This is a genomic window from Pseudomonas orientalis, from assembly GCF_001439815.1.
Lineage (GTDB): Bacteria > Pseudomonadota > Gammaproteobacteria > Pseudomonadales > Pseudomonadaceae > Aquipseudomonas > Aquipseudomonas orientalis.
The window spans coordinates 36,321-58,696 of the sequence record NZ_JYLM01000016.1 but is presented as its reverse complement, the minus strand read 5'-3'; the positions used below and the strand labels follow the sequence as shown (position 1 = coordinate 58,696).

The 22,376-nt window shown below is 55.1% G+C and carries 24 protein-coding genes and 1 tRNA gene; 1 reads left to right on the top strand and 24 read right to left on the bottom strand.

All coding sequences use genetic code 11. The features are described 5' to 3' along the window. Positions 1 to 9: 9 nt before the first annotated feature. The 21 genes from TU82_RS26405 to TU82_RS26315 all read right to left on the bottom strand — a co-directional run bounded on the left by TU82_RS26405 (position 10) and on the right by TU82_RS26315 (position 19,700). Positions 10 to 1,965: a DEAD/DEAH box helicase gene (locus TU82_RS26405; RefSeq protein WP_057726184.1), complete on the bottom strand. Its 1,956-nt coding sequence runs from the start codon at positions 1,963 to 1,965 to the stop codon at positions 10 to 12. Next, positions 1,962 to 3,842 carry a hypothetical protein gene (locus tag TU82_RS26400; protein WP_057726182.1) on the bottom strand — a complete coding sequence of 627 codons (1,881 nt, stop codon included), beginning with the start codon at positions 3,840 to 3,842 and terminating at the stop codon, positions 1,962 to 1,964. The genes TU82_RS26405 and TU82_RS26400 overlap by 4 nt, the downstream gene beginning before the upstream one ends. Positions 3,843 to 3,952: 110 nt before the next feature. Beyond that, on the bottom strand, positions 3,953 to 5,857 hold the full coding sequence (gene topA / locus TU82_RS26395; RefSeq protein ID WP_057726224.1) for a type I DNA topoisomerase: 1,905 nt from the start codon (positions 5,855 to 5,857) through the stop codon (positions 3,953 to 3,955). A 99-nt stretch (positions 5,858 to 5,956) separates the two neighbouring features. Next, the gene (locus TU82_RS28455) at positions 5,957 to 6,154 is read right to left on the bottom strand and encodes a CrpP family ICE-associated protein (RefSeq protein ID WP_082632098.1); all 198 of its coding nucleotides are present in this window, start codon (positions 6,152 to 6,154) and stop codon (positions 5,957 to 5,959) included. A 177-nt stretch (positions 6,155 to 6,331) separates the two neighbouring features. Then, positions 6,332 to 6,757: a hypothetical protein gene (locus TU82_RS26390; RefSeq protein WP_057726181.1), complete on the bottom strand. Its 426-nt coding sequence runs from the start codon at positions 6,755 to 6,757 to the stop codon at positions 6,332 to 6,334. A gap of 108 nt (positions 6,758 to 6,865) precedes the next feature. Next, positions 6,866 to 7,330: a single-stranded DNA-binding protein gene (locus TU82_RS26385; protein WP_057726180.1), complete on the bottom strand. Its 465-nt coding sequence runs from the start codon at positions 7,328 to 7,330 to the stop codon at positions 6,866 to 6,868. 15 nt (positions 7,331 to 7,345) lie between these two features. After that, entirely contained in the window at positions 7,346 to 7,885 is a 540-nt protein-coding gene (locus TU82_RS26380; RefSeq protein ID WP_057726179.1) for a DUF3158 family protein, read from the bottom strand. Between the two features lie 5 nt (positions 7,886 to 7,890). Further along, positions 7,891 to 8,616, bottom strand: coding sequence for a PFL_4669 family integrating conjugative element protein (locus tag TU82_RS26375; protein ID WP_057726178.1), 726 nt, complete (start codon positions 8,614 to 8,616; stop codon positions 7,891 to 7,893). Positions 8,617 to 9,123: 507 nt separating this feature from the next. Continuing rightward, positions 9,124 to 10,425, bottom strand: a complete 1,302-nt coding sequence (locus tag TU82_RS26370; RefSeq protein ID WP_057726177.1) for an STY4528 family pathogenicity island replication protein — start codon at positions 10,423 to 10,425, stop codon at positions 9,124 to 9,126. Continuing rightward, positions 10,422 to 11,117 (bottom strand): DUF2857 domain-containing protein, encoded by a 696-nt coding sequence (locus tag TU82_RS26365; RefSeq protein ID WP_057726175.1) that lies wholly within the window; start codon positions 11,115 to 11,117, stop codon positions 10,422 to 10,424. Before TU82_RS26365 ends, TU82_RS26370 begins: the two co-directional genes overlap by 4 nt. A 28-nt stretch (positions 11,118 to 11,145) precedes the next feature. Then, positions 11,146 to 12,912 carry a ParB family protein gene (locus TU82_RS26360; RefSeq protein ID WP_057726172.1) on the bottom strand — a complete coding sequence of 589 codons (1,767 nt, stop codon included), beginning with the start codon at positions 12,910 to 12,912 and terminating at the stop codon, positions 11,146 to 11,148. After that, entirely contained in the window at positions 12,909 to 13,145 is a 237-nt protein-coding gene (locus TU82_RS29375) for an Arc family DNA-binding protein (protein ID WP_057726168.1), read from the bottom strand. Before TU82_RS29375 ends, TU82_RS26360 begins: the two co-directional genes overlap by 4 nt. Positions 13,146 to 13,178: 33 nt before the next feature. Further along, on the bottom strand, positions 13,179 to 14,180 hold the full coding sequence (yejK, locus tag TU82_RS26350) for a nucleoid-associated protein YejK (protein WP_057726165.1): 1,002 nt from the start codon (positions 14,178 to 14,180) through the stop codon (positions 13,179 to 13,181). Next, positions 14,180 to 14,419: a type II toxin-antitoxin system HicA family toxin gene (locus TU82_RS28450; RefSeq protein ID WP_082632097.1), complete on the bottom strand. Its 240-nt coding sequence runs from the start codon at positions 14,417 to 14,419 to the stop codon at positions 14,180 to 14,182. The genes yejK and TU82_RS28450 overlap by 1 nt, the downstream gene beginning before the upstream one ends. Continuing rightward, entirely contained in the window at positions 14,416 to 14,937 is a 522-nt protein-coding gene (locus TU82_RS26345; RefSeq protein WP_057726161.1) for a hypothetical protein, read from the bottom strand. Before TU82_RS26345 ends, TU82_RS28450 begins: the two co-directional genes overlap by 4 nt. A 180-nt stretch (positions 14,938 to 15,117) precedes the next feature. Continuing rightward, positions 15,118 to 16,467, bottom strand: coding sequence for a replicative DNA helicase (gene dnaB, locus TU82_RS26340; RefSeq protein ID WP_057726160.1), 1,350 nt, complete (start codon positions 16,465 to 16,467; stop codon positions 15,118 to 15,120). Next, on the bottom strand, positions 16,464 to 16,682 hold the full coding sequence (locus tag TU82_RS26335; RefSeq protein ID WP_032877851.1) for a hypothetical protein: 219 nt from the start codon (positions 16,680 to 16,682) through the stop codon (positions 16,464 to 16,466). The genes dnaB and TU82_RS26335 overlap by 4 nt, the downstream gene beginning before the upstream one ends. Beyond that, entirely contained in the window at positions 16,666 to 17,385 is a 720-nt protein-coding gene (locus TU82_RS26330; RefSeq protein ID WP_057726158.1) for an HNH endonuclease signature motif containing protein, read from the bottom strand. The genes TU82_RS26335 and TU82_RS26330 overlap by 17 nt, the downstream gene beginning before the upstream one ends. Continuing rightward, positions 17,382 to 18,083 (bottom strand): DUF2786 domain-containing protein, encoded by a 702-nt coding sequence (locus tag TU82_RS26325; RefSeq protein ID WP_057726155.1) that lies wholly within the window; start codon positions 18,081 to 18,083, stop codon positions 17,382 to 17,384. Before TU82_RS26325 ends, TU82_RS26330 begins: the two co-directional genes overlap by 4 nt. Next, positions 18,080 to 18,838 (bottom strand): hypothetical protein, encoded by a 759-nt coding sequence (locus tag TU82_RS26320; RefSeq protein ID WP_057726152.1) that lies wholly within the window; start codon positions 18,836 to 18,838, stop codon positions 18,080 to 18,082. The genes TU82_RS26325 and TU82_RS26320 overlap by 4 nt, the downstream gene beginning before the upstream one ends. 1 nt (position 18,839) lies before the next feature. Beyond that, entirely contained in the window at positions 18,840 to 19,700 is an 861-nt protein-coding gene (locus TU82_RS26315; protein ID WP_032877846.1) for a ParA family protein, read from the bottom strand. 241 nt (positions 19,701 to 19,941) lie between these two features. Between TU82_RS26315 and TU82_RS26310 the strand changes: the two genes are divergently transcribed. Further along, positions 19,942 to 20,018: transfer RNA gene (locus tag TU82_RS26310), tRNA-Pro, on the top strand. 117 nt (positions 20,019 to 20,135) lie between these two features. Here TU82_RS26310 and TU82_RS26305 read toward each other — a convergent pair. Genes TU82_RS26305 through TU82_RS26295 form a run of 3 tightly spaced genes read right to left on the bottom strand, consistent with a single transcriptional unit; the run spans position 20,136 to position 22,351 of the window. Beyond that, positions 20,136 to 21,434, bottom strand: coding sequence for an NAD(P)/FAD-dependent oxidoreductase (locus TU82_RS26305; protein ID WP_057726147.1), 1,299 nt, complete (start codon positions 21,432 to 21,434; stop codon positions 20,136 to 20,138). A 60-nt stretch (positions 21,435 to 21,494) separates the two neighbouring features. After that, entirely contained in the window at positions 21,495 to 21,668 is a 174-nt protein-coding gene (locus TU82_RS26300) for a DUF3094 family protein (RefSeq protein ID WP_057726145.1), read from the bottom strand. A gap of 53 nt (positions 21,669 to 21,721) precedes the next feature. Next, positions 21,722 to 22,351, bottom strand: a complete 630-nt coding sequence (locus TU82_RS26295; RefSeq protein WP_057726143.1) for a DUF1780 domain-containing protein — start codon at positions 22,349 to 22,351, stop codon at positions 21,722 to 21,724. Positions 22,352 to 22,376: the final 25 nt, after the last annotated feature.

Genomic DNA, 22,376 nt, shown 5'->3' with positions numbered 1-22,376 from the left:
TACGGCGAATCATAAATGGGTCGCCAACGTATGTCTGGTGTTGGCGGCTGCATCGGGCTCTATGAGATCACTGGCTAATTGGCACTTATCCAGCAGCATTTGCCAGAGCATTTGATCAATGGTGTTTTCCACCAGGGGGATTTTCACTACGACCATGCGCAATTGCCCATTCCGATAGGCCCTGTCCTCTGCCTGGTCCTGCATTCCTGGCGTCCACGGCAGGCCCAAGAACATCACATAGTTGGCCGCAGTGAGGTTGTTGCCGGTGCCGGCAGCGGAGGTAGTGGCGGCAAAGATGCGGGTTTCTGGATCACTTTGGAATTGATCGATCGCTTTCTGCCGTTTTCCCACAGAGTCACTGCCTACAACCGTGACGCACCCGTACTCAGCTTGCTTGCACCGTGTGCGAAGTGTTCCTACCGTACCCTTGAACTCACAGAACAAGATAACTTTGTCCTCCGCGTCCAGCTCGCATAGCAGATCCATAACGACACGGATCTTCACCTGCTCAAGCAACTGACGCAGTGATCCCAACCGAGCAAGGCTAGGTCTGTCTTCAAGCCGAATCTGATCGTATTGCTTGCGCTCTTCAGCAGTGAGCTCGACGGGTAACGTTTGGCGCTGTTTGCCTTTGAGACCGGGCAAGACATCCTTGCGTCGACGAAGCATCCAATCGCCGATTGCGTCCCGCAGATTCATGCGGAAATCCTGACTGCCGGCGAACTGTTCGCAGAATTCTTTCAAGGGCAGCTTCCCAACGGGGTGGCCGGATAGCCGTAGCAGCGTGTGCAGCTCAGATTCTCGGTTGAGGACTGGCGTACCCGTCAGCAGGTAGCGGTTGGGTATCTTGGCGGCAATGTCGAAGCCGTGACGTGTCCACGCGGCGGTCGGCTCTTTCAGGCGGTGCGCCTCGTCGATGATCATCACGTCAAAGTGTCCTGCATGCAGAACAAAGTCGCCCAGGCGTTCGTAGTTGGTGATAATCCATTGCGAAGAGGGATCAAAGACCTGTTGGCCGATTGTGGCCTCGGGATATACCATCTGGATTTCGCGTTGCCAGTTGATGATCAACGTCGACAGCGTGATTACCAAGATGGGCCTATCAGCTGCTCGAATTGCAGCGGCAATGATTGCCTGGCGAGTTTTGCCCAGCCCCATGTCATCCGCAAGCAAGGCGCTTGTGCGCTGTAGCAAGTGACGGATGCCTGCCGGTTGATGGTCCAGCAAAGAATAACCAGCCAATGCCTGGTTAATCTGTTCGGTGGTGAACCCGGTGCGCTCGATTGAGGGCACCGCGGCTAGATACACATCGGTTGAGGTGCTGTCATCAGCCGCTTTTACAGCGCGCTCTTGTGGAGGTCCACCAAGACTGATGCGGGTGATTTCATCAGCTGGAACAACGGATCCGTCGGTCAGCAGCTCTTGCAGGGTGTCGAGGATCTCGAACTGATCCTCCGACATTCCAAGCTCCAGGATCAGGTTGCTTCGCACCACTTCCGCACCAGCGTCGATGCGCCAGGACTTGGAATGCCCGAGAAACACGCCGTGCATGCACCTTGAAACGGCGACCGCGCCAGGATGGTAGTCACCTGACAGCAGGATCCCGCCCTGAACGAGTGGAGCTATCCGAAAGGTCAGCCCCCACGTGAATGCCTGCCGATCTGGGGCGTTTTGTGCGGCTGTGATTTTATGTGAAAACGTCTCCCAACTTTCATTGAAACGGTCCTCGGACAACTCCATCAAACGGTGGAAAAGCACATCCAGGTCATCCAGCAACTTGCCTTTTGGTAATCGCCAATAGCGATGTTGAGGATGCTCGGCACGCCGAATATAGAAACCATTACGTTCGAGAAACAGCCGGTTCGCACCCTCAACGTATTGCATTAAGACCCCGAAGTCATAGCCGTCAAAAATGACTTTTTCGACCAGGTCCTGCCGGCGGTTCATCAGACGTGGACGACTCATGTCCTGCTCAATCGTTGGTTGATCCATTCCGCACAGGCCTGGGCATGCATTTTTTTCCGGTTTCGATTTGTATAGCGCGACATGGATAGTGTTTGGTCGGGCCATTCCAGGTTAATGGCGAGCTCACCCGATTTGATCTTTGCCCAAAACCATTGATAGGCCCGGTCAACCCTGGAGCCCGACTTAGGTGTGCGATTGCGGAGCCCTCTCAGTTGTATCGTCACCAGGTGTTTGGGAGTCAATTTTGCTAACGTTTCGCCCCAGGCACTTTCATCCATTTGGATTTCTGCAGAGGCCAACGATTTCCCGTTTTCGCGAACCGAAAAAAGACGGCAGATGCCCCGATAAGCACTGTAGTCGTAACCATCAATGCAATGGCCCAGCGCTCGATGTTCCGCATCAAGATCGGCGGGGCACTTCAGTTCGATAATTTGCAGCCCATTTGGACTCACGAGGGGTGTGCTGGTTGAATAAAGCAGCGGCTTCCAGGGCGTTAAAGAGTCTGTTCTTGTTTGTGGATCTACTGCATCTAAAGCCTCACGGATGTCTATCAACGCGAGGTGAAAGCCATTCACCAAGCTGGCGATCTGGTGATAGGAAGCAGTAGCAATGAAGCTTTTGAGTTTCTGCAATGCTTCGCCAGAAGCTGGTCCGTCGCTCTCATCAACGTTGTTAAAGAGCTCGTTCAGGTCTCGAAAGTCGTCGGCGATTTTGGACCAATTGTCGTCCGACCAATCAGTTGGACACCCTGACAGCAGCCTGTTCCAGTCCTGCGTTTGATCCAGCAGTTGATACGGGATTTTATCCAGCAGCGCGAAGAGAGTGATCCAGTGCGCTTTTTTAAGAGGACGGCGATTGCCCAGTGAGGCTCCCAGCAGCAGTCGATGCCAGGGTCCTTGTGGCCCCTCGCGGCTGATACGGGTCAATGCACTGCCGGTATCGAATACCCGCTGTTGACCCAGGTAGCGCACTGCAGTGCGCGGCGCCTGTAGCAGCCAAGCCAGTGTGTCGGAAAGGGGGAGGCCCGCGTCGGCTATGCGACCTAGCAGGCATTCTTCAGCGGAAATCAAATAACGGTCCTCACTCCAGTATGGGCGCCACGCCTGAAGTTCATCCCATGGGCAGTTCATGTATACCTGCTGCTGCCCATCCCACGGCCACGGCCATTGATCTGCTAGTACCAGAAGTGGAATCAGTACTGGCTGGGCTTTTAGGGCCTGAAGGCGGCGTTTTCGGTCACCTTGAGCCAGCCAGTTATAGAGCTTGGGTGAGGGACATTGCGCTGAACGAATGGCGAATAAAAGCTCTTGGTCCAGACACTGGCAAAACTGCTTCAGCGTGCTGCCAATCTGCTTCAGGTAAAATCGGGTGCGGGGATTGAAGTACCGGTTGTTGCTCGCCGTCCAATCGAAGCCGCGGCGATTAAAGCTTCCTAGATCTTCAATCGAAAGGGCTTTCGCCCTCTCTCCAGCCGACTTGCAGAAGGAGGTCAGTAGGACGTCTGCATACCAGCGTTTTTCAAACCTGAGCAGTAGCTGCTGGGCCACCATTGCGGTAGGTTTTCTCTTATGCACGCGGTCCTTGCTGAAGATTTTGCAGGCCTTAACCTGATGACCATCGAAGTACTGGAGGTGATCGCCGATTCTGGCCAGGACCGGCCGTGTTTGATCATCTGTAGAGGGCAGGGCTACGCACCAGCAACGAGTATGGACAGTGGAACTCAGATAGGTATCGATGAAGGAGGTCAGCTGGGAGGGCGGTACGTTAAATTGTAAAGCCCATGTCTGGGCGACTTCAATTTGCCGGTCTGAGAACTTCTCCAGCTTCGGCGCTAAGATGCGCAGCCCCACCACCGATTGTCTCTTCTGTACGCTCACCCATGACCTCCTCTGCTATTTCGCAGAGGACTGTCAGGTATAGGAATGGTGGGCTTCTAGGGTTAATGCGTAACGGCGTTGTCGGTGATTTATATCGGCAATGGCAGAAGTCACACCCCTCTGGGTTTATTGAGATCTGGTTTGCCATTCAAGTTTGGAAAACTCACCTTGCATCCATTCGATTTGAAGCCTGTACAACCCCAAAAGTCATAGCCACCGTCCCCTTTTTTCTGTCGCCTTGCGAGGGGCTGATTGCACTTTGGACAGTTGAAAGCGCCACCTGCTGTGGCTGGGCGTGGAGCGGACGCCATCGGCACACTCGGCATTCCACGTTGCTGAGACAGTTCCTCTTCCAGGCGTCTATGCAGACGCGCAACGACAGCTCCATAGGTGTCTTGGCCCTGGGCGATTTTGTCCAAATCGCGCTCCAGCTCCCTCGTAAAATCGAGCTCCACGAAACTGAAGAACCCTTCCAGCTTCGCGATTGTTTCCTCCCCCAGCGGCGCCGGTACCAGCTTGCGGCTTTTTTCCTCAATCATTCCTTTGCTGGTGATGTTCTTCAAGATCGAGGCGAACGTACTGGGACGACCAATACCGCGGCGCTCCATTTCTTTGATTAGACTGGCCTTGGTGTAGCGGGATGGCGGCTGAGTTTTCTTCTTCAGCAGTTCTCCGTTGTGCACAGAGAGGATCTGTTTTGGTGTGAGTGCAGGAACTGGGTTGCTCGCTGCTGCATCTTCCTCATCGTCTGTGTCATCGCCCTTGAGCAGTTTCCGCCACCCAGGATGAAAAAGGGTTTCACCATTTGCATTGAATCGCAAAGCCTTACCATTTGGGCCAACCGCGAGCAGTTTTACAGCACGCACGTCGAATACCGCCGCTTCGATCTGGCTGGCCAGCGCCCGGACCCAAATCAACTTGTACAGGGCGAGCTCCTCGTCGTTCTCACCAGCTTTTGTATCAGCCCAATGCGTCGGGGTAATAGCGGGGTGGCCTTCCTGCGCGCCTTCGGCGGCCTTGAATGTACGTCGCTCGTCGACGGTCTTCAATCCGATAGATCTAGCTACGGTTCTAATATCCTCCATGGCCTCGTCTGGTACGTTGGGATTATCCGTCCTGTGGTAGGTGATCACGCCTTGTTCATACAATCGCTGGGCGACTTGCATAGTCTTGTCCGGGTCCCATTTCAAGGCGTTGCTGGCTGCTTGTTGAAGGGTGGAAGAGATGAAGGGCGCGGGTGGGTGGCGCTCGGCCTTGCGGTCTTCACAGGACTCGACGACGACATTACGTGTGCCGGCGACGAGTTGGGCCAGGTTGGCATCTTGAACGTAAGGAAAGTCTTTGCTCGCGAAATCCGGTACCGGTTGCCAATCTGCATACCAGGTGGTGCCCTGATTCATATCCACAAAGTTCAGACGCACACCGAAGTGGTTGACTACCTGAAAATTGCGGATTTCGCGCTCGCGCAAAACCACCAGGTATACGGCAGGCGATTGCACGCGGCCTGCAGAGGTGGGCTTGCCCATCAGTCGGCGTAGCTCCTGAGTCACCAGGTAACCCACCAAGCGATCAAGTACACGCCGGCATTCTTGTGAGGCGACTCTGTTCAAATCGATTTGGCGAGGATTGGCTAGAGCCTCTGCGACACGCTTGAGGGTGATTTCATTGAAGGTGATGCGTTTGTAGGATTTGACCGCCAGTACTTGCTGAATGTGCCAGCTGATGCTTTCACCTTCGCGATCCGGGTCGGTTGCGAGGTAGATTTCATCGGCCTGTTTAGCTGCGGCCTTGATGGTCCGCACAGCCTTGGCGCTCTTATCCAGGATCTCGTACACCGGTGTGTAGTTTTTGCGTACGCCGGTAGTGATCATGCTGTCGTCCTGTCCTCTGGCCGGCAGGTCGCGGATGTGCCCACCACTGGCGACAACTAGCCAGTCTTCACCTGGACGCAGTTTCTTCATCATTGGCTGAAGCTTTTTGAGCTTCCCAGGTGCCTCGATGATCAATAGCTTCACGGTGTGCCCCTTCTCAATTATGCAGAGAGGGACTGTCACGTCATGGCAGGTAGGGCTTCAATGGGAAATGGTCAATGCACAACGGAAGGCTTTTAGCGGCTAGAGGTTCAGCGTCAGCTGCTGTTCCTGGGCAAAGCCCTTTAGCCACGACGCGCGCATCGCAGGATGGTGGTAAGGGCAGTCATACACCCGTAGCCCTTTTCGGGCGGCGTCAGCACCGGCTATTTGAACGGCAGTATGGGGGTTATTGAATTGCCGCCTATCTGCTGGTTTCAAAGAAGTTCGAGATTGCGCCATTGGCTATCGGTCCCCGAAGAACAGATCTATCAGACAGTAACATCACAACTAGCGCATTTTTTGCAAAAAAAACGGAAGTTTTAAACTTCTGTGCTTGAGATAGCCGAATGGAAGTATGACTCAACCTGAAAGTTAACGAATGGCGCGATTTTTTGCCAACCAATTGGCGTTTTGATGTCAATTCGAAGCTGGCTCGTCCGTCCAGTTCGCAGCTCTGATCCACGCGATGAAGTCCTGAGTGGATTGTCCGCTTTGCACACGTAGTTGTTCCAGCTTTCCGTATAAGTGTTCAGTCATTTCGTCGTCGTCGTCAAAGTCGACGCGGTATTCAGTATCTAAACGGTATTCATCGAGCAAGGTGTTGATAAATCGGTGGGCTTGCCAGGTATCAAGGTCTGTCTCTCCACGGCCCCCCATCAGATACTCTCCCGTTCGCCACCCAACTGGAGCCCATGATGCTCGGTTTAGGTCCAGGGTGAGCCCGTAGTAGTCCGGAGCATTCACCTCGCTTTCATCAAAGTAAGCCCAGTACATACGGCCTAAAGTTGGGTGCTCTGCGCCTATGACAACGTACCCTGTTGGGTCCCTCAAAACTTCATCCATCGGCACGTCCTAATTTGTAGTGGTCCCTATGAGGTCGGGGGAAACGATGAGCAGTTTCCCCCAACACCGACAGCTGCACGAATGGGCCGAAAAATTAAGCCCCTGTTTTCAGAATTGCGGTGGATCGGTATCTGGATATTCATCCGGGCCTGGAGCTGGCTGCGGCCGCGATTCGGGTCTGTTGGACTGTTGCGAGTTCTGGTTTTGCGAAGGCGCCAGATTCACCATGGTCACGCGGTGCGGCAGCATGCCGACCCGGCTGGCCTGAATTTTCAAAGCTTCGAATTCACCTTCGTCGTTCTTCCAACGGTCCATGACGGCGCGACCGGATACCAGCACTCGCATTCCTTTCTGGAACAGTTGCGAATAATGCTCGGCGTCCTTGTGCCACCACTCCACGTTCGCCCAAAAACCGCCACGATCTTCGTAGCCGCCTTTGCCATCCGGAATCGAGTTGTCGAAGTAAACGTTGGCTCGCATAAGTCGACGTGGGTCTTTATTGCCGTTGGGGAATTCTTTGAATTCCGGTGCAGAACCGATATTGCCTTCCCAGCCTTGTACGGGCGTGCCCATGAGTAATCTCCGAGGTTATTGGTGTTGCGTTGGGTTGTTGAGCTGCTGCAGGCGAGCGGTATATACGGCCTCTGCCTGGCCCATTTTTTCTGCGCACTCGGCGGCCTGTTTGGTGATCGAGTGCAGCAAACTCATTTGCATGTTCAAGGTGATGCGCTGCAGCTCCATCACGTAAAGATCCTGCAGCATGGATTCCGGTGTTCTGGGTGAGCCCATCATTTCTGCCCAAACTCCGACGCCCATCCTCCGGTCTGTCACCAGCTGCCATCTCAAAAACTGGGTACCGGCTTGGGTGTTTTGCTCAGTCAACCGCACTGGAACAAGGGTGAATGGATATCGGCGGGCCTGGCTCAGTACTTCCTGGGCAAGAGCTTTTAAGTCCGATTCTTGAGCTCGGCAAAGATCGGCAAATTGGGTCAGCTCCCCCTTACCTTTAAAAGGCTTTAAAAGGCCTTTTAGTGAGGCAGCCTGTTGCAGTCGCTGAAAGGCTTCCTGTTGCAGTGGCCGGAAGGCGGTCTGTTGCAGCGACCCATCATTGGAGGGAATCTGGTCCATACTCTTTAACCCTCAACGGAGTCATCGAGATGATCATCCGTCTCAGTTTGCTGCTGACCGCGGATGATCGGTGGCGCGAAACTCGAACGGCGGGTGCCTTCCAGGATGTCCTGTGGCAGCTCACCGTAGCGCTCGTACATTTTGCGGGCTGCTTCAGCTTTGGCATTGTTTGCCGCGAAGTCGTCGCGAGCAGCGCCTGAGTACTTATAGATCTGGGCCAGGCCAAACAGTCTCCGCAGTACCGCTGCGCCTTCATCGATCCAGGTTTCCATATCGTGCCGCCCGACAAGGCCAACGTGCTGGGCCAGTAGAATGCGCCTGACAATCTCGTCGTAGTTCGTCAGGAGGTACACAGCCTGAAATCCCAGGGGATTGGAGATGTACAGCGGGAGGCTGACAGGCTGGATCGACAGGTTTTCGCTAATGCTGATGGCCGGCGGAAGGGAGGCCATGGCTGTGTCCAGGCGATCTTCGATGGTCTTTAACGCTTCCTTGGAATCGTTGATCTTTTCTTCGAGGAGGATCATCCACCAGTCAGAGTAGGGATCATCCTGTTGGGCGCCTCGATACATTCGATTGACGACAGTGCAGAACCCTGACAGACCGATGATGCCGGCTTTGAGGTCATTTTTAGGGCGCCCCATCCATATACGAGCGGCGTGGTGAGTGTGAAGGGTGAGCTTCACATCGCTGCGCAGTGAACCGATGTTGAGCCGGAAGTTATCAGCCATGGTGCAGTGTTTCCTTGGGAAGAGGATTGACGTACCCATGCTGCAATTTGGCTATAGGCGACGCAGCATTAAATGCGTAGCCCGATGGAAGGGGATTTGTTGATGCTTCTATATATAGGAAGAGATGTAACTCGCCTGTGAGCTGATGACCTCCACTGATGCCGGCCCCTGTTGGTGTGTTGCGGGCCGCAACACTTGCGTAGTGGCCTCCACTGATGCCGGATCCTGTTGGTGTGTTGCGGGCCGCAACACTTGAGTAGCATCGACCACTCCTGCCGGATCCTATTGGGGTGGTGTGAGCCGCACCAGTTGCGTGGTGGTCTCCGCTGATGCTGGATCCTGTCGGGGTGTTGCGGGCCGCAACACTTGCGTAGCGTCGACCACTGATGCTGGAACTTAGCTGGGTAGGGTGGGCCACACCACGTGCGTGGTGGCCGACACCGATATCGAGTCCTGCCAGGGTGATGCCGGCCGCATCACTTCCATAGGCTGGCTCTACACCAAACTTCATGGAGGTGTACCCCGATTGGGCTTCAGCAAATGCAACATTCCGCTGAGTGTGTGTTTCGCGGTTTGTATCGACTCAGGGCTACGCGGCTGAGCAAGCGTCTTCGTAGGCTGCTCTGAGCCCTCTGGCGGGGTTGAAGCGTCTTCACGCTCGGAGCTCGCTTTTGCCTTGTCGTCAGGGTTCCAATGGCTGTTGAAATCGCCGCGAACGGCCATGCCAACGAGCGTCATTAGGTATCCCAGCGGGTTTCTGACCCCTCCCGAGTCACAGCGGTGGACCCATTGTTTGATGAGCGCAGGTTTCAACTCTGCAGGAACCTTTTGCAGCGCCAGGACCGCGTTCTGTTTTTGCTCGACTGGTAGTCGATGCAGTGCACCGAGCAAATCGGCAGCGATATCGTTTGATGCGGGGGGTACATGTACAGAGCTTTTACAAACATCTTTGTGTGTATCTGTATACGTACTATATGAGTTCGGATTCCGAACTAAGTCCGAACTCAGGGATTTACGGCTGAGTTCGGCATCCGAACTTTGCTCCAAAGCGATTCGCTCTTGGTCTTTTATACTGAGTTCGGTATCCGAACTCAGTGGAGATAAAGCTATATTTTGCTGAGTTCGGATTCCGAACTCAGCCGCTTTGATAACGACTTGAGCCTGCGCTTTGGTCCAGGCCTGGCTGTTCATTCGAGATTCGATGATGTCTAGCCGGCTTGGTAAGCGTTGGCCAACGTCAGGATCAGATGCAAATTCCTTCCAGGCAATTTCCGCTACTTCGCGAATCACCTTGGTCTGGTGCTGCATTGACTGCGCGAGTAGCTGCAAGTAGTCCTTGTCGAACTCTAGAGCTTCGGCCGGTGTGACCGGTTCGTCATGAAGCAGGTAGACGTTGCCTTGCACTTGTCCACTCAGATCATTGCGCACCCGTCGCCCCAGGCTAAGCCAACGAGTAAGCCGAAGGGTCACTAATGCTTTTGATACAGTTTCACGCGAGGCAGGCCTACCGGGTTGCATACCCAAATATGGCCGCAGTTGGTCATAGGTAGGGAACGCCGTAAGGCCGTCGTCATTGATCAGTAGGCGAAATACCTGCCAGGTGTTTCTTTCAAGCGGGGTTAAGCGATCATCCAAAAGCAATCGGCGAGGTACCGTTTCGTGTGGGTTCCCGCTGAAAATAATTCCGGAGTAGGGGGAGGACCCTTCAATCCCCGGAGGCGCCGACTCTTTTTTCTGAAGCAAGTGAGCTTCAAGGTGACCCGAGGCCGAGTCTAAAAGCGTCGACAAGGGGAGCCGAGACAACCTCATAATACAGAGTCACCTTCCACCGATGTCGCTGCAGGCTGTGCAAGTCGTTGAGAAGTCACAAGCTGTAGCCTTCTTGGAAGGCCCTGGTTTGCAGGAGGGTACAGCCCTTCCTTTATCCAGGACTGAATGCGATGCCAGATGATGGCCAGGCTGAGGTTTTCGTGGATTTCATCTGGGCTAGTATCCTGTGGAGCATTGAGTTCCTCGGCGACCAACATGGCGATGTCCAGCAACGCGAGACTGTCGCCAAGCTCTACCTGATGCTCTTGCATTAAGTGCGTCCATCGGTACCAAAGCTGAGCGTCCATCTCCTCACTGAATTCCCGCCAACGGCCACGACGTGCCGTCACGCCGATCATGAGGCGTTGAAGTGCCACATCCTGCGGAGACAGCCCGAAGAACTGTTGCAGCATTTGAGTGGTCGCGCCAAGTCGCAGAGCACGTTCAATCATGCGCACTTCTTCATCAGAACGCTGCGCGCCTGACAGTAGTTTTTTTACCATGTCCCCATCAATGGTGACGTTGCACCAAGACACGGGAGTGTTAAGCAGCAAGCTCAGTACTGAAGGTTGTTGGAGCTGAGCCAATATCTCTGGCTCTAGGCCCATTTCGATGCAGCGCCGAAGTTGGCCATTACGCATGTGATGAAGCACCTGTGACAGGATTGCTTCATTTATTGGTGTCTTGGACATGACGAATCCCCCTTGTAGAGTCCGTGTGTTAACTGGCTGAATTCGGACCGTTGTTGGCGACTGACTGGATTTCCAGGTCAATCAAACGTCTTGCGAGACGAATAATGCGGAACAGCTTCACTAGAGCGCCGTCGCTGAGACGGCATTCACTTTCAGGGGGCTGATCTTTTGTGTGAGGCTGGCCCAGTAAGATATGGCCCAGGCCGGCTGCGAACTCGAAGTCAGCCAACGCGTCGATTTGAAGCTCGGGTTGCTGCTGAATCATTTTCAGTACGATGGCCATTGAGCCGCTCAAAGACTGGAGCAGCGTCAAGGTATGTTGGGCTGTGGCAGTAATTTCGACTTCCGCTTCGGGGTGTCGGTAGCTGAACCCGACGCCACCATCGATATCGATAAATTGACCTGGGGCTTTGACCGAGCTGGCTATTTCGCGAGCCAATTGAGCGATGTGCTGACGCAGGGTCGCGGTATTGTCTATTTCGCGTTCGATGTACCAAAGGTCAGAAATGGGATTTAGTCCGCCAGCTTGAACAGGTATGGCCACCAGAGCATTGGAGGCGAAGTCGGGTAAGACCTCACCGTCAAGCGCAGCGAGCTCCCGTTTCATCTTGTCGACTCTGGGAGAAGTCTTCACAGGACTCGCAACGTGCCCATCGATACGTGCTTGGCGCTCTTGTGGGCTCATTTGCTCCTGCGGAGTAGGAGCCAGTTGCTGTTGCACCACTTGAGGTGAAGGACTCTCCTTGGAGGGCGTCATCTTATGTGTGCTGCCCCCCGAAGGAGTCGGGGGTAGTTGTAGAGGGTTCTGATTAGCCTCAATGCCATTGTTTGAGACGTTAAGTCGATTCCCCCCCTCAAATTGCGATGCAGGGTACTGTGGCAGCTCAAGAACCGGCGTAGACCGGCGCAATTGGTCCTGGTTCTGAGTGATTTCCAATAGTATCTGCTCGTAGCCGAGGTTCAGCGGCTTTTTAAGCTGATCAATCAGTTCGTCCTGAAATCGCTGGAATAGAAATTCTTCAGCGTCGCCTTCGAACTGGGACAGTACATCTTGGAATAGCGTATCGAAATCAAGGTGCTGCTCCTGCTCTTGATAATTGCGATCCCAGCACTGAAGAGCTGTTTTGCGTAGAGAAAGCAGTTTCGAGATCCGATCTACGCCCAGCCCTGAGTAAAGTACTCCAGGAATTGCTGGGAGCAAGTAACGTATGCTGTCCTGCATACGACTCAAGTGAGATGCAGATACCGGGTAGCCATCCGATGACAGCCGCCGGGAAAGCTCACGCAATGAGATAGATTCCCCTGCCTCTGTTTCATACAAGGCTCTCGCTTTGTCGACCCCAATAGCCCGCTCAATGAACAGGAGCTGGCCTTGCAGGTCGTTTTCAGCCAAGTGGCCGGTGAGCGAGATGATTTCGCCCCGAACGGCGTCCCAGGGACGAAATAGGCAGTGGAACTTGAAATACTTCTCGTCTCCGGTCTCACGATACAACTCGTTTAAAATTGCCAGACGAGTGTTGCCGCCGTTGCGGATCCGGTACTTATTTTCCCCAGGTTTACGGGTTACGGGAGGTGGCGTATCGAGACCCCGATTCCGTATCGACTCTTTAATTTCATCGTACTTGGGGTTACGCGTCGTCCTTGGGTTTTCGTCATACGGCAGCGTTTCGTCGAGGGTCAACAGCATGGGGGTATCGACGATGGGGTCACTCATTCGCTCTGCCACCGGCGACTTCGATTCAAACGCCGGCAGCAACAGCTTATCTTTCATGGTCTGGGCCAAAGACGCTTTCATACTCTGGCTCCTGGCTGCTCGTAAGCCGGGCTTGCCGCCAAGAGCTGGTCAATGATTTTCAAAGCGCGATCCAGAGCGGCTTCAAGTTCGGCAGTTGTCTCCAGCCGATAAACAATTTCTGAGTTCATCGACCTGGCGTTGTCACGTGCTTCCAACGCGATGCGTTCGCGCATCCCGTCGGGAAGGCGAATAACGAATTTTTCTTCATGCAGACGCTTTGGTTTGGTACTCATGGTGGGCTCCGATGCCTAGGGTAGAAAGTGTGTTCAGCGACGTTTCAACTGATCAGTGAGTTGGGTAGGTAACCCCTTGATGACTAATGAATTGGACGCCTCGTCGTACTCGATCTTGTCCCCTAGCAGATGCGCTTCAAAACTGATGGACAAGCCTTCGGCACGGCCGGTGAACCGACGGAATTGGTTGAGAGTGCGTTTATCCAGGGGGATTTCCGGCGACAGGCCGTAGTCCTTATTGCGGATATGGTCGTAGAACGCCTCGGGACGATCTTCATCGATCAAGCCCGACAGTTCCTCCAGGCCCATGGGTTCACCGAGCTTGGCCTGGCTGGTGGCGTAGTCCACCAGGGCCTTGGTTTTCTCGCGGGCCGATTCGTCTGGCAGGTCTTCGTTTTCAACGAAGTCGCTGAACGCCTTGAGGAGGGTGCGGGTTTCGCCCGGGCCGTCGACGCCTTCCATGCAGCCAATGAAGTCGCTGAAATACCCCGAGATCTTCTTACCGTTCTTGCCTTTGATGTACGAGATGTACTGCTTGGACTGCTTGTTGTTCTGCCACTCGGACAAGTTGATACGCGCCGCAAGGTGCAACTGGCCAACGTCCAGGTGGCGTGAAGGAGTGACGTCCAGGTCGTCAGTAACCACCACGCCTTCACTGTGATGGAGCAGGGCGACAGTTAGGTAGTCGGTCATGCCTTGCTGGTAATGGGCAAACAGTACGTGGCCACCGGTGGAGAGGTTGGATTCTTCCATCAGCTTTTGCAGATGCTCGACCGCCGTGTGGCTGAAGGCGGTGAAGTCCTGGCCACCTTCAAAGTACTGCTTTAACCAGCCGCTAAACGGGTGCGCGCCGGACTCGGCATGGAAAAAACCCCAGGCCTTGCCTTGTTTGGCGTTATAGCTCTCGTTGAGGTTGGCAAGCATGTCCTCAATGGCGACCGATTCGGATAGCTCCGAATCGCGTGCCTGGAGAACAGCTGGTGTGCCATCGGGTTTCTTGTCGATCAGGTGGACGATGCAATGACGGATAGGCATTAGATTGCCTCCTGCGAATGTATGGTTTGAGCTCGATCAGCACGACGAATACGGGCTTTGGCATTGAGGCCTGAGCGGTAATCGCTTGCGGTTGATGAGGTGTAAATCGATCCAAGGCCAGACTTCGTGAACTTGATGTGGCCACCTTGAGTGCGAGACACCGTCCAGCCATTCGCTTCAGCAAACTTCACGAGTACACGAAGGCTCTCGCTTTTTCCGGGTAGGAGATTGGTGGTCATAGCTCTGCATCCCTGTCTGCCAGAACGTTACCGGCCTGGATCGCGATGATTTCAGCCTGGTCGCCAGGAAACTTGGTACCGAGCTCATGCAAAAAGTGACGCGTAGCCTCACGTGCTCCAGGCACGCGGAACACCACGCTGCAGTGCTGAACTTCCGCGGGGTGTTGTAGGTGAGACATGACGCCCACTTTCAGCGAGCAGCACCGGAGGTAGCGGGGCACCCAAACCGACCAGAAGTAGCTGGATAGCAAGGCGCCCGCGCAGAGCAGTTCAACGGTAATTGTTGCGCTGGGCGTGTTGGTCAGCTCGACGTAGCCGAGCTTCTCAAACTCCAACAGATCCTCACGCATGCTCATTGGGACCACGGTGGTGTGGTCACGAGCAAGGCGGCCGATCGCTTGAGCTAATGCGTCGAGCTCCACTGGGTTGATCCCAGATTTATGGGCGTGAGCCACGGCAGAGGCTTCGAACACCGCACCGGCATGGATACTAGGAAATAGCTCGACGCTACTGTGCATCCGACACCTCCTGAAGCTCCTCGATGTCATAGCTATTGCAAGTAGGGCAAATAAGCTCGTCCACCTCACCGTCGGGTAAGGCTGGAGCCCCATTCACTTGATGTTTCGGGTGGTGGCTATCGCATTGAAGGCACCGGTGAGTGATGCGGACGAGAGTATTCATCGCTGAGGAATGCTTTTTCATAGTTGAGCCCCTTGCCAGCCGGCGCTGGGACTGAGGTTGGCAAATCGGGTCTGGTTGGCGATGAAGGCTGTTCGGACGGTTCCAGTTGGGCCGTTACGCGCCTTGCCGAGAATGATTTCTGCAATGCCTTTGTGTTCGCTCTGAGGGTGGTACACCTCGTCCCGGTAGACGAACATAATCAGGTCAGCGTCCTGTTCAATTGCACCGCTATCACGCAGGTCTGCGTTGATCGGACGCTTATTTGGCCGTCGCTCCAATTCCCGGTTGAGCTGGGAAAGCGCAACCACCGGGCAATTCATCTCTTTCGCCAGGGCCTTGAGGGACTGGGATATAGCGCTGATCTCGTTGGCTCTGTTTTCCTGACCTGGGCAGCGCATGAGCTGCAGGTAATCGATCAGGATCAAGCTCGGGTGCCCGAAGCGACGAGCTGCTCGACGAGATTTGGCTCTGATTACTGCAGGCGTGAGCGCTGATGAGTCGTCGATGACCAGGCGCTCGCCATAGCCATTGATACGTGAAACCGCTGCAGTCAGCTTCGGCCAATCATCATCATCGAGCTTGCCCTTCAATAGCCTGCCCAGATCGATATGGCCTAGGATGCCCATCAATCGATACATCAATGCTTTGGCCGGCATTTCCATGCTGAAAACCTGAACTGTACGATCAAGCTTTGCCTGCAGAGCCGTATCTATGAAGTTCAAGGCCAGAGAGGTCTTCCCCATAGACGGGCGCGCGCCGAGGATGATCAGGTCGGCTTCTTGAAAACCCGACGTCAGCTCGTCCAGGTCCTCCAGGCCTGAAGGCAGGCCGGTCACGGTGACATTGCCGTTGAAATGTTCGTCTATTTGTTCGACGACGTTCGTCAGGCACTGGTTGATATTGACGAATTCCGTTGCGCTCTTGCCCTCACCCAGAGCGAACAGTTGCTGTTCAATTGATTCTTGAACATTTTCCGCACTTGCCAACGGGTCTGTCGCCTCGCGAGAGCATTGGTATCCAAGGGACATGAGCTGTCTGAGCCGAGAGCGATTACGCACGATGGATGCGTAATGCTCGATGTTGGCTACAGACGGCGTATTTTTGGCCAGCTCGCCCAGATAGCTCAGCCCTCCGGCTTCGTCTGGCTCCTCCAACGCGTTGTGGACGGTGACGATGTCGAACGGAATCGACTTGTCAGCAAGGCTTGCCATTGTCCGGAACAGCAACCGATGGTCGTGTCGAAAAAAATCAGAGGCATCCAGTTTGTCCGCGACGAGATCCCAGGTGTTGTTGTCGAGCAGTAGCCCACCTAACACACCTTGTTCAGCCTCTACGGAGTAGGGCGGTGATAGGTCAAGGTGATTCATTTCCCTGACTCCTGACCTATCTGAAGAAAACCACTCCCGTTGCGTGCCCCCAGGGCTTTGACCATGTCGACTTCAACCTTCGCTGAATTGATCATGACCTGAGCAACCTCCGCTACCGCTTTAGCCCGTTCAATTTCCATTGGTTTTTCCGGGTCCAGGAGGCTCTCGATCGCGACGAACAGGTGATTACGTAGATCTTCAATCTTGTTCTTCATTTTCAACCTCCCGGATGGTGCGTTTGAGTTTGCCGATAGCGCGTATTGCGGATTTCAGCTCTTCCGGATACCGATGAATGGTGTTACGACGCATGCGTTCTGCCCTCGTCAGCAACTCCAGGTTATTCAGGGCTATATGGGCCTTGTTGCCGTCCTTGAAGCACACGCACATGTTTAAAGGGACTGGTCCGTGATGCTCCTCCCAGAGCAGTACGTGCACCGCTTTCCAGTCAACGGGTGGATAACCTGTATCGGTGATTTTCTTCTGCTGATAGCCGTCAGGAGTCGTGCGCAGGCTGCCAACAGGGAGCCAGTTCCCTGGTTTATTCCCCGCCTTAAACTGCGTTTGAGTCATGCGGCCAGAGGAGGGGAGCCCCTTGAGGCCCTTATTCCACGGGACAAAACCCTTGGGAAAGCGGAATTCAGCTCCCAACTTGCCGTCAAGCCGGCCACAGAGACTACTGCGAAGAAACTCGGTGCTTTTGCTCAAACCCAGCCGTTTGGCTTTGGCGTAGACCTGATAGACGCTGAGCCCCAATTCGGCGGCTAGGACATGAGTCGGTTCATCGGGATAACGGGCAATGAGCGTGCGCTCTTCTGCCTCACTCCAAACATGGTGTTTGTGAACCGGGGTAAGCCCAAGCTGGGATCTGGCTTGTTCCAGCGCAGCCATGGCCAAAGGTGAAAGCGAATGAGTTCTCATTGGCTCCCCCCATGCCCAAGGGCTCCTTGCGACTGCTGTCCAACACCACGATGCAGCCTGGCATGCTTGCCCTGGTCCCATCCCGCTTGCAAAGAGCGGGTGTCATGACCTTTGGCTTCGATGGGCTTGATAATGGCTAGTGTTAGTTTTGGATGGTGCCATTCCAGGTAGGCTTGGATCTCCAGCGCAGTGTTTTCGTCTATCCCACCTGCAAACTGGTTCACCTTGGAGGCGACGGCATTGAGCCAGCCCTCGGCAAACAGTTGGCCGCGGTGACGTTTGGTTTTCAGTTGGCAGCGCTTCTGCTGGGCAACATGAGCTCGTCGGGCTGCGACAAGCTGGTGATGCAGCGATGAATAGGTGTGAGCTGCCAGCTCGGGTGAAATACCTTTCCCCAAGAACTTGAAGGACCAGCCAAGTAACGGATTGAAATACGCCAAGTGGCTGCAATCGAAGGCTTGAGAGCAGATTGAAGCCAGGTGGTGCAGCCAATCCTGCGGTGCCCGACGGGTTTTGGTACCGACAATGGCTTCTTCGATTGTATGGGCAGCGACTTCGGTGTGTTCCAGGTTGTACTGCTTCATCAAATGGCGCGCTTGGCGAAGTGCAATTTCCACTTCGTTTGGGGCAGCGCCTTGTGACTTGGCCAGCGCCATGAGTTTGGCGACCTTGCTGAGGACTTTTTGCTTGTCCATCATTCACCCCCTTCCTGTTGAATGCGGGGGGAGAGCGCCTCAGACCACAGGCGAAGTGTTTCTTCCTCATCAGCAGATAGGTGAGTCCGGGCAAGACAGTCCGCAACCTTCTGTTTCAAGGCATCAAGACGGTCTTGAACACTTGAGCCATCGTCGTAAGCAATCTCTTGCTCAACAGATTGCACAACGTCATTACGCAGAGAGAGAACCGTGCTTATCCAAAAAGCACTTGGACTGGTCCAGCCAATAAGCTTTCGAGTTCTGGCAGGCGACAGGTAATCACGGAGCCTGAGATTGAACTCCCTAGGTGAATAACCATTCCTGAAAACGTCTGCGCGATTGAGCGTCAGCGCTGTTTTAAGAATATCTAGGAGAGGGTCCAAAGCCGTTGACTCAGGGACAAAAGGTTCTAGATATGTTTCAGCTACCAGGCGTTTGGCTTCGGCATATCGACTTTGCTGACGGTGTTTGGCTTGGCTTTCGTCGCGGCCGCGCTTTTCCTTCGCGTGCTTTATGTTTGAGTTCACTGACTCGATTAGCTTCGCTGCGTCTTGCAAAAGCTGAATCTGTTCAACGCTCAACTGGGCGCCAATCCGACCGGGCAGATGGCAACCGCTTGTCAGGGCTCTGATTTCTCGTGCGGTTCCACTGAGCTTGGCTTGCAAGCTGCGCAATTGCTGAGCGCTGTAGTACTTGCCAACCTCTAGGATGAGATCTGCAGTAATACTGCGAGCGTCGGTAATGGAGGGCTTCGCCATTTCAACGACCCTCCCTCACCAAGTTGGCTACCTTTTCCTCGGTCATGGCCTCGAAGCGGTCACGCCATTCTGGGAAAAGCTCAATGGCCAAACGGCGGATGACGACTAGGGCTGCCGGAGATATGCGGTTTGAAGGCTGTCGGTATTCCAGGCGATGTACTGGGACGCCCAGTGAAGAACCGCTACGAAACACCACTGCGCTGGGGACGACGCTATCCAGAACGTTGATTTCGTCATTGTCCTGGAAAATTTCCCGTACCGACTGCTCGATCATTTGCGCGTCAGTGGTTTGGTCGAGATTGTTGACGACGATCCGCACGGGAGGGATTTTCATGCCCAGGCGCCCATAGGCGCGCAGGCCGTCCAACATCTGCATGGTTCCCCGGCTGAACTCCCGAGCAGCGAGCATATTGGGCGGAAGCGGGGAGATGACCAAATCAGAGGCTAGGACCACCATTTCGAGCATGGCCGATCTGGCGCCTTGGGTGTCAATCAGCACCAGGTCGAAATGGTCTTTGAACGCTGGCATCAGGTTGGCGAGTCGCAACCGTCCGTCAGGTGCTTGCAGGAGCAGGCTGTTCAGTTGGTTGTTGATGTCGTTGGAAATGACAAGCGACAGGTTTGGAATCGCTGTGCTGGATATGATCTTGGCTGATTCGGTGATATTGAATGCCAGCAGGTCGTAGATGCCGCCCTGAGCTTCATCGACCAATTGGTAATACGAGGAGAGTGAGGGCTGTGCAGGATCTAGGTCGATGAGGAGCACGCGCAGACCTGCATCCGCACAAAAAGCGCCGAGGTTGGCCTCGATTGTGGTTTTGCCTACGCCGCCTTTGGTCGACACGACCGCAGAGATTTTCATGGTTTGGAGCCTCTAATGTGGGTTCATTAGAGGCTGCGAGGCCACGGAAACAGCTATGTGTAGCGAACACGATCCTGGGCTCTGAAGCACTAAACCAATTGTCTTTTAACCAATTGGTCGTAGGTTCGAATCCCACACGACCCACCATTTTTGAGACCAGTTCACGCTGGAATCAGATCTTAAGATCAGAGGCCAAAAGCGCTGATCGAAGAAGGCGACTGAAAGGTCGCCTTTTTATTACCGGGGTATAGCGCAGTCCGGTAGCGCGCCTGCTTTGGGAGCAGGATGTCGGGAGTTCGAATCCCCCTACCCCGACCATATTAAAAATCCTCGTATCGAAAGATACGGGGATTTTTTTTGCCTGCGCCAAACTCGGTAACAGTGGAGATCAAATGTGGGAGGGGGCTTGCCCCCTCCCACATGGTCATGTGTTTGTTAATGCAGTTTCAGGCGCGGCTCAGTCCCTCGCCCGATCTTGCTGCCCAGCATCAGCATCGCCGTGCGGAAAAAACCATACAGCGCCATCTGGTGCATGCGATACAGCGATACGTAGAACATCCGCGCCAGCCAGCCCTCCAGCATCACACTGCCGGTGAGGTTGCCCATCAAATTACCCACTGCGGAAAAGCGCGACAGCGAGATCAGCGAACCGTAGTCGGTGTATTTGTAGGTCGGCAGCTCCTTGCCTTCAATCCGCAACTTCAGCGACTTGGCGAGCAGTGAAGCCTGTTGGTGAGCGGCTTGCGCGCGTGGCGGCACGTTACGGTCGGTGTCCGGTTGCGGGCAGGCGGCGCAATCGCCAAAGGCAAAAATGTTTTCGTCGCGGGTGGTCTGCAACGTCGGCAGCACCTGCAGCTGGTTGATGCGGTTGGTCTCCAGGCCATCGATGTCCTTGAGAAAACCCGGGGCGCGAATCCCGGCGGCCCAGACTTTGAGGCTGGCCGGTATCACTTGGCCGCTGCTGGTGATCAGCGCGTCGGCGGTCACTTCGCTGACGGCCGAGTTGGTCAGCACCGTCACCCCGAGTTTCTCCAGGGTTTTATGCACCGGCCCGCCAATGCGCTCCGGCAGCGCGGGCAATACCCGTGGGCCGGCTTCGATCAGGGTGATGTGCATGTTTTCCGGCTTGATGCGGTCCAGGCCGTACGCTGCCAGCTCATGGGCGGCGTTATGCAGTTCCGCGGCCAGTTCGACGCCGGTGGCGCCTGCGCCGACGATGGCGACGCTGATCTGTTCGACCGTGTCGGTCTGCCCGGCGTGGGCGCGCAGGTAATGGTTGAGCAATTGCTGGTGAAAGCGCTCGGCCTGTTTGCGGGTGTCGAGGAACAGGCAATGCTGCGCAGCGCCCTCGGTGCCGAAATCGTTAGTGGTGCTGCCCACGGCAATGACCAGGCTGTCGTAGCCAAGGACGCGCGCGGGCACCAGTTCCCGACCTTCTTCGTCGAGGGTGGCGGCCAGTTGGATTTTCTTCTGTTCGCGGTCAAGCCCGCTCATACGCCCCAATTGGAACTCGAAGTGGTTCCATTTCGCCTGGGCGACGTAATTGAGTTCGTCTTCCGAAGAGTTCAGCGAGCCGGCCGCCACTTCGTGCAGCAGCGGTTTCCAGATATGCGTCAGGTTGGCGTCCACCAGCGTGATGCTGGCTTTGCCGCGTTTGCCCAGGGTCTTACCCAGGCGGGTCGCCAGTTCCAGGCCGCCGGCGCCGCCGCCGACGACAATAATACGATGGGTCATGGGGATATCTCGCAAGGCTAAAAGAAATCGGAGCAGTTACCCCCGCGAGCGCCAGGCAGCTCATAGCGTCAGGTAACTCAAAAGGCGGCTCAGCAAACCGAGCCCGATCACCACCGCCAGCACCACACCGAGGAGCAGCCACGGCCTGAAAGGCTTGCGCTCGACTCTGTGCTGGGAGAGTTGCAGGTACTCTTGGACACGCTGTTGGTCATCGGGTTTCAGGCGGCTGCTCATAAAGGCCTCGTCAGGTAGACGTTGCAAAGGGGCGTCACGTTACAGCCTGCGGATCAAAGGCTGATGCCCACATCGAACACTATGCTGCGGCCCAGGTTGTTGCGCAAGAAATCCGGCGCGTCCGGATGGGCGAACAATACTCGCGCAAAGGTTGGCCCCACCAGTGACAGAGAGCGCCAGCCCTGGCGCAGGTATTCGGTGGGCGGCGGAAAGTGGCTGTTGAGGTCCAGCACTTCGCGCTTGAGGCTGGCGAAGGCGATGAGGTCCAGCTCCCCCAGGTCCATGCCGCGTTCTTTGTAGTTATGCGCTTTCTTGCGCAGTGTCGGTGCCAGGCGCAGCAGGAACTCATGGGCGGGAATGCGCCTTGGCTTGGCTTCGCGCCGCACCAGTTGGCTCAAGGAGAAAGCGCTGCGCCTGCGCAGCAATTCGTCGCGCCATTCATCGTTCAGGCGGCGGCCTTCGTCCAATACAAAGAACACTTCAAAACTGGCATCGCGAAACAGCACGTCCGGCGGCTCGGTGCCTGCGGCGTGGAACTCATCGGCGCGATAGGGCACGTTCAAGCCTTGCAACAGGCGCTGGCAGACCCAACGCTCACGCTCCCATTTGCGGGCATTGGACAGAAACGCGTTGGCTTGTTCGGCGGCTACGGTGAGCAGTCGCAAATAGTCTGAGTCATCCATAGTCGCAGCTTAGCGTTCAAATGAT

Bases quoted from the DNA above. Each gene is read 5' to 3' on its own strand.
- TU82_RS26405 (WP_057726184.1), bottom strand. From the start codon at position 1,965: ATGAGTCGTCCACGTCTGATGAACCGCCGGCAGGACCTGGTCGAAAAA.
- TU82_RS28455 (WP_082632098.1), bottom strand. From the start codon at position 6,154: ATGGCGCAATCTCGAACTTCTTTGAAACCAGCAGATAGGCGGCAATTC.
- TU82_RS26390 (WP_057726181.1), bottom strand. From the start codon at position 6,757: ATGGATGAAGTTTTGAGGGACCCAACAGGGTACGTTGTCATAGGCGCA.
- TU82_RS26385 (WP_057726180.1), bottom strand. From the start codon at position 7,330: ATGGGCACGCCCGTACAAGGCTGGGAAGGCAATATCGGTTCTGCACCG.
- TU82_RS26380 (WP_057726179.1), bottom strand. From the start codon at position 7,885: ATGGACCAGATTCCCTCCAATGATGGGTCGCTGCAACAGACCGCCTTC.
- TU82_RS26375 (WP_057726178.1), bottom strand. From the start codon at position 8,616: ATGGCTGATAACTTCCGGCTCAACATCGGTTCACTGCGCAGCGATGTG.
- TU82_RS26370 (WP_057726177.1), bottom strand. From the start codon at position 10,425: ATGAGGTTGTCTCGGCTCCCCTTGTCGACGCTTTTAGACTCGGCCTCG.
- TU82_RS26365 (WP_057726175.1), bottom strand. From the start codon at position 11,117: ATGTCCAAGACACCAATAAATGAAGCAATCCTGTCACAGGTGCTTCAT.
- TU82_RS26360 (WP_057726172.1), bottom strand. From the start codon at position 12,912: ATGAAAGCGTCTTTGGCCCAGACCATGAAAGATAAGCTGTTGCTGCCG.
- TU82_RS29375 (WP_057726168.1), bottom strand. From the start codon at position 13,145: ATGAGTACCAAACCAAAGCGTCTGCATGAAGAAAAATTCGTTATTCGC.
- yejK (WP_057726165.1), bottom strand. From the start codon at position 14,180: ATGCCTATCCGTCATTGCATCGTCCACCTGATCGACAAGAAACCCGAT.
- TU82_RS28450 (WP_082632097.1), bottom strand. From the start codon at position 14,419: ATGACCACCAATCTCCTACCCGGAAAAAGCGAGAGCCTTCGTGTACTC.
- TU82_RS26345 (WP_057726161.1), bottom strand. From the start codon at position 14,937: ATGCACAGTAGCGTCGAGCTATTTCCTAGTATCCATGCCGGTGCGGTG.
- dnaB (WP_057726160.1), bottom strand. From the start codon at position 16,467: ATGAATCACCTTGACCTATCACCGCCCTACTCCGTAGAGGCTGAACAA.
- TU82_RS26335 (WP_032877851.1), bottom strand. From the start codon at position 16,682: ATGAAGAACAAGATTGAAGATCTACGTAATCACCTGTTCGTCGCGATC.
- TU82_RS26330 (WP_057726158.1), bottom strand. From the start codon at position 17,385: ATGAGAACTCATTCGCTTTCACCTTTGGCCATGGCTGCGCTGGAACAA.
- TU82_RS26325 (WP_057726155.1), bottom strand. From the start codon at position 18,083: ATGATGGACAAGCAAAAAGTCCTCAGCAAGGTCGCCAAACTCATGGCG.
- TU82_RS26320 (WP_057726152.1), bottom strand. From the start codon at position 18,838: ATGGCGAAGCCCTCCATTACCGACGCTCGCAGTATTACTGCAGATCTC.
- TU82_RS26315 (WP_032877846.1), bottom strand. From the start codon at position 19,700: ATGAAAATCTCTGCGGTCGTGTCGACCAAAGGCGGCGTAGGCAAAACC.
- TU82_RS26305 (WP_057726147.1), bottom strand. From the start codon at position 21,434: ATGACCCATCGTATTATTGTCGTCGGCGGCGGCGCCGGCGGCCTGGAA.
- TU82_RS26300 (WP_057726145.1), bottom strand. From the start codon at position 21,668: ATGAGCAGCCGCCTGAAACCCGATGACCAACAGCGTGTCCAAGAGTAC.
- TU82_RS26295 (WP_057726143.1), bottom strand. From the start codon at position 22,351: ATGGATGACTCAGACTATTTGCGACTGCTCACCGTAGCCGCCGAACAA.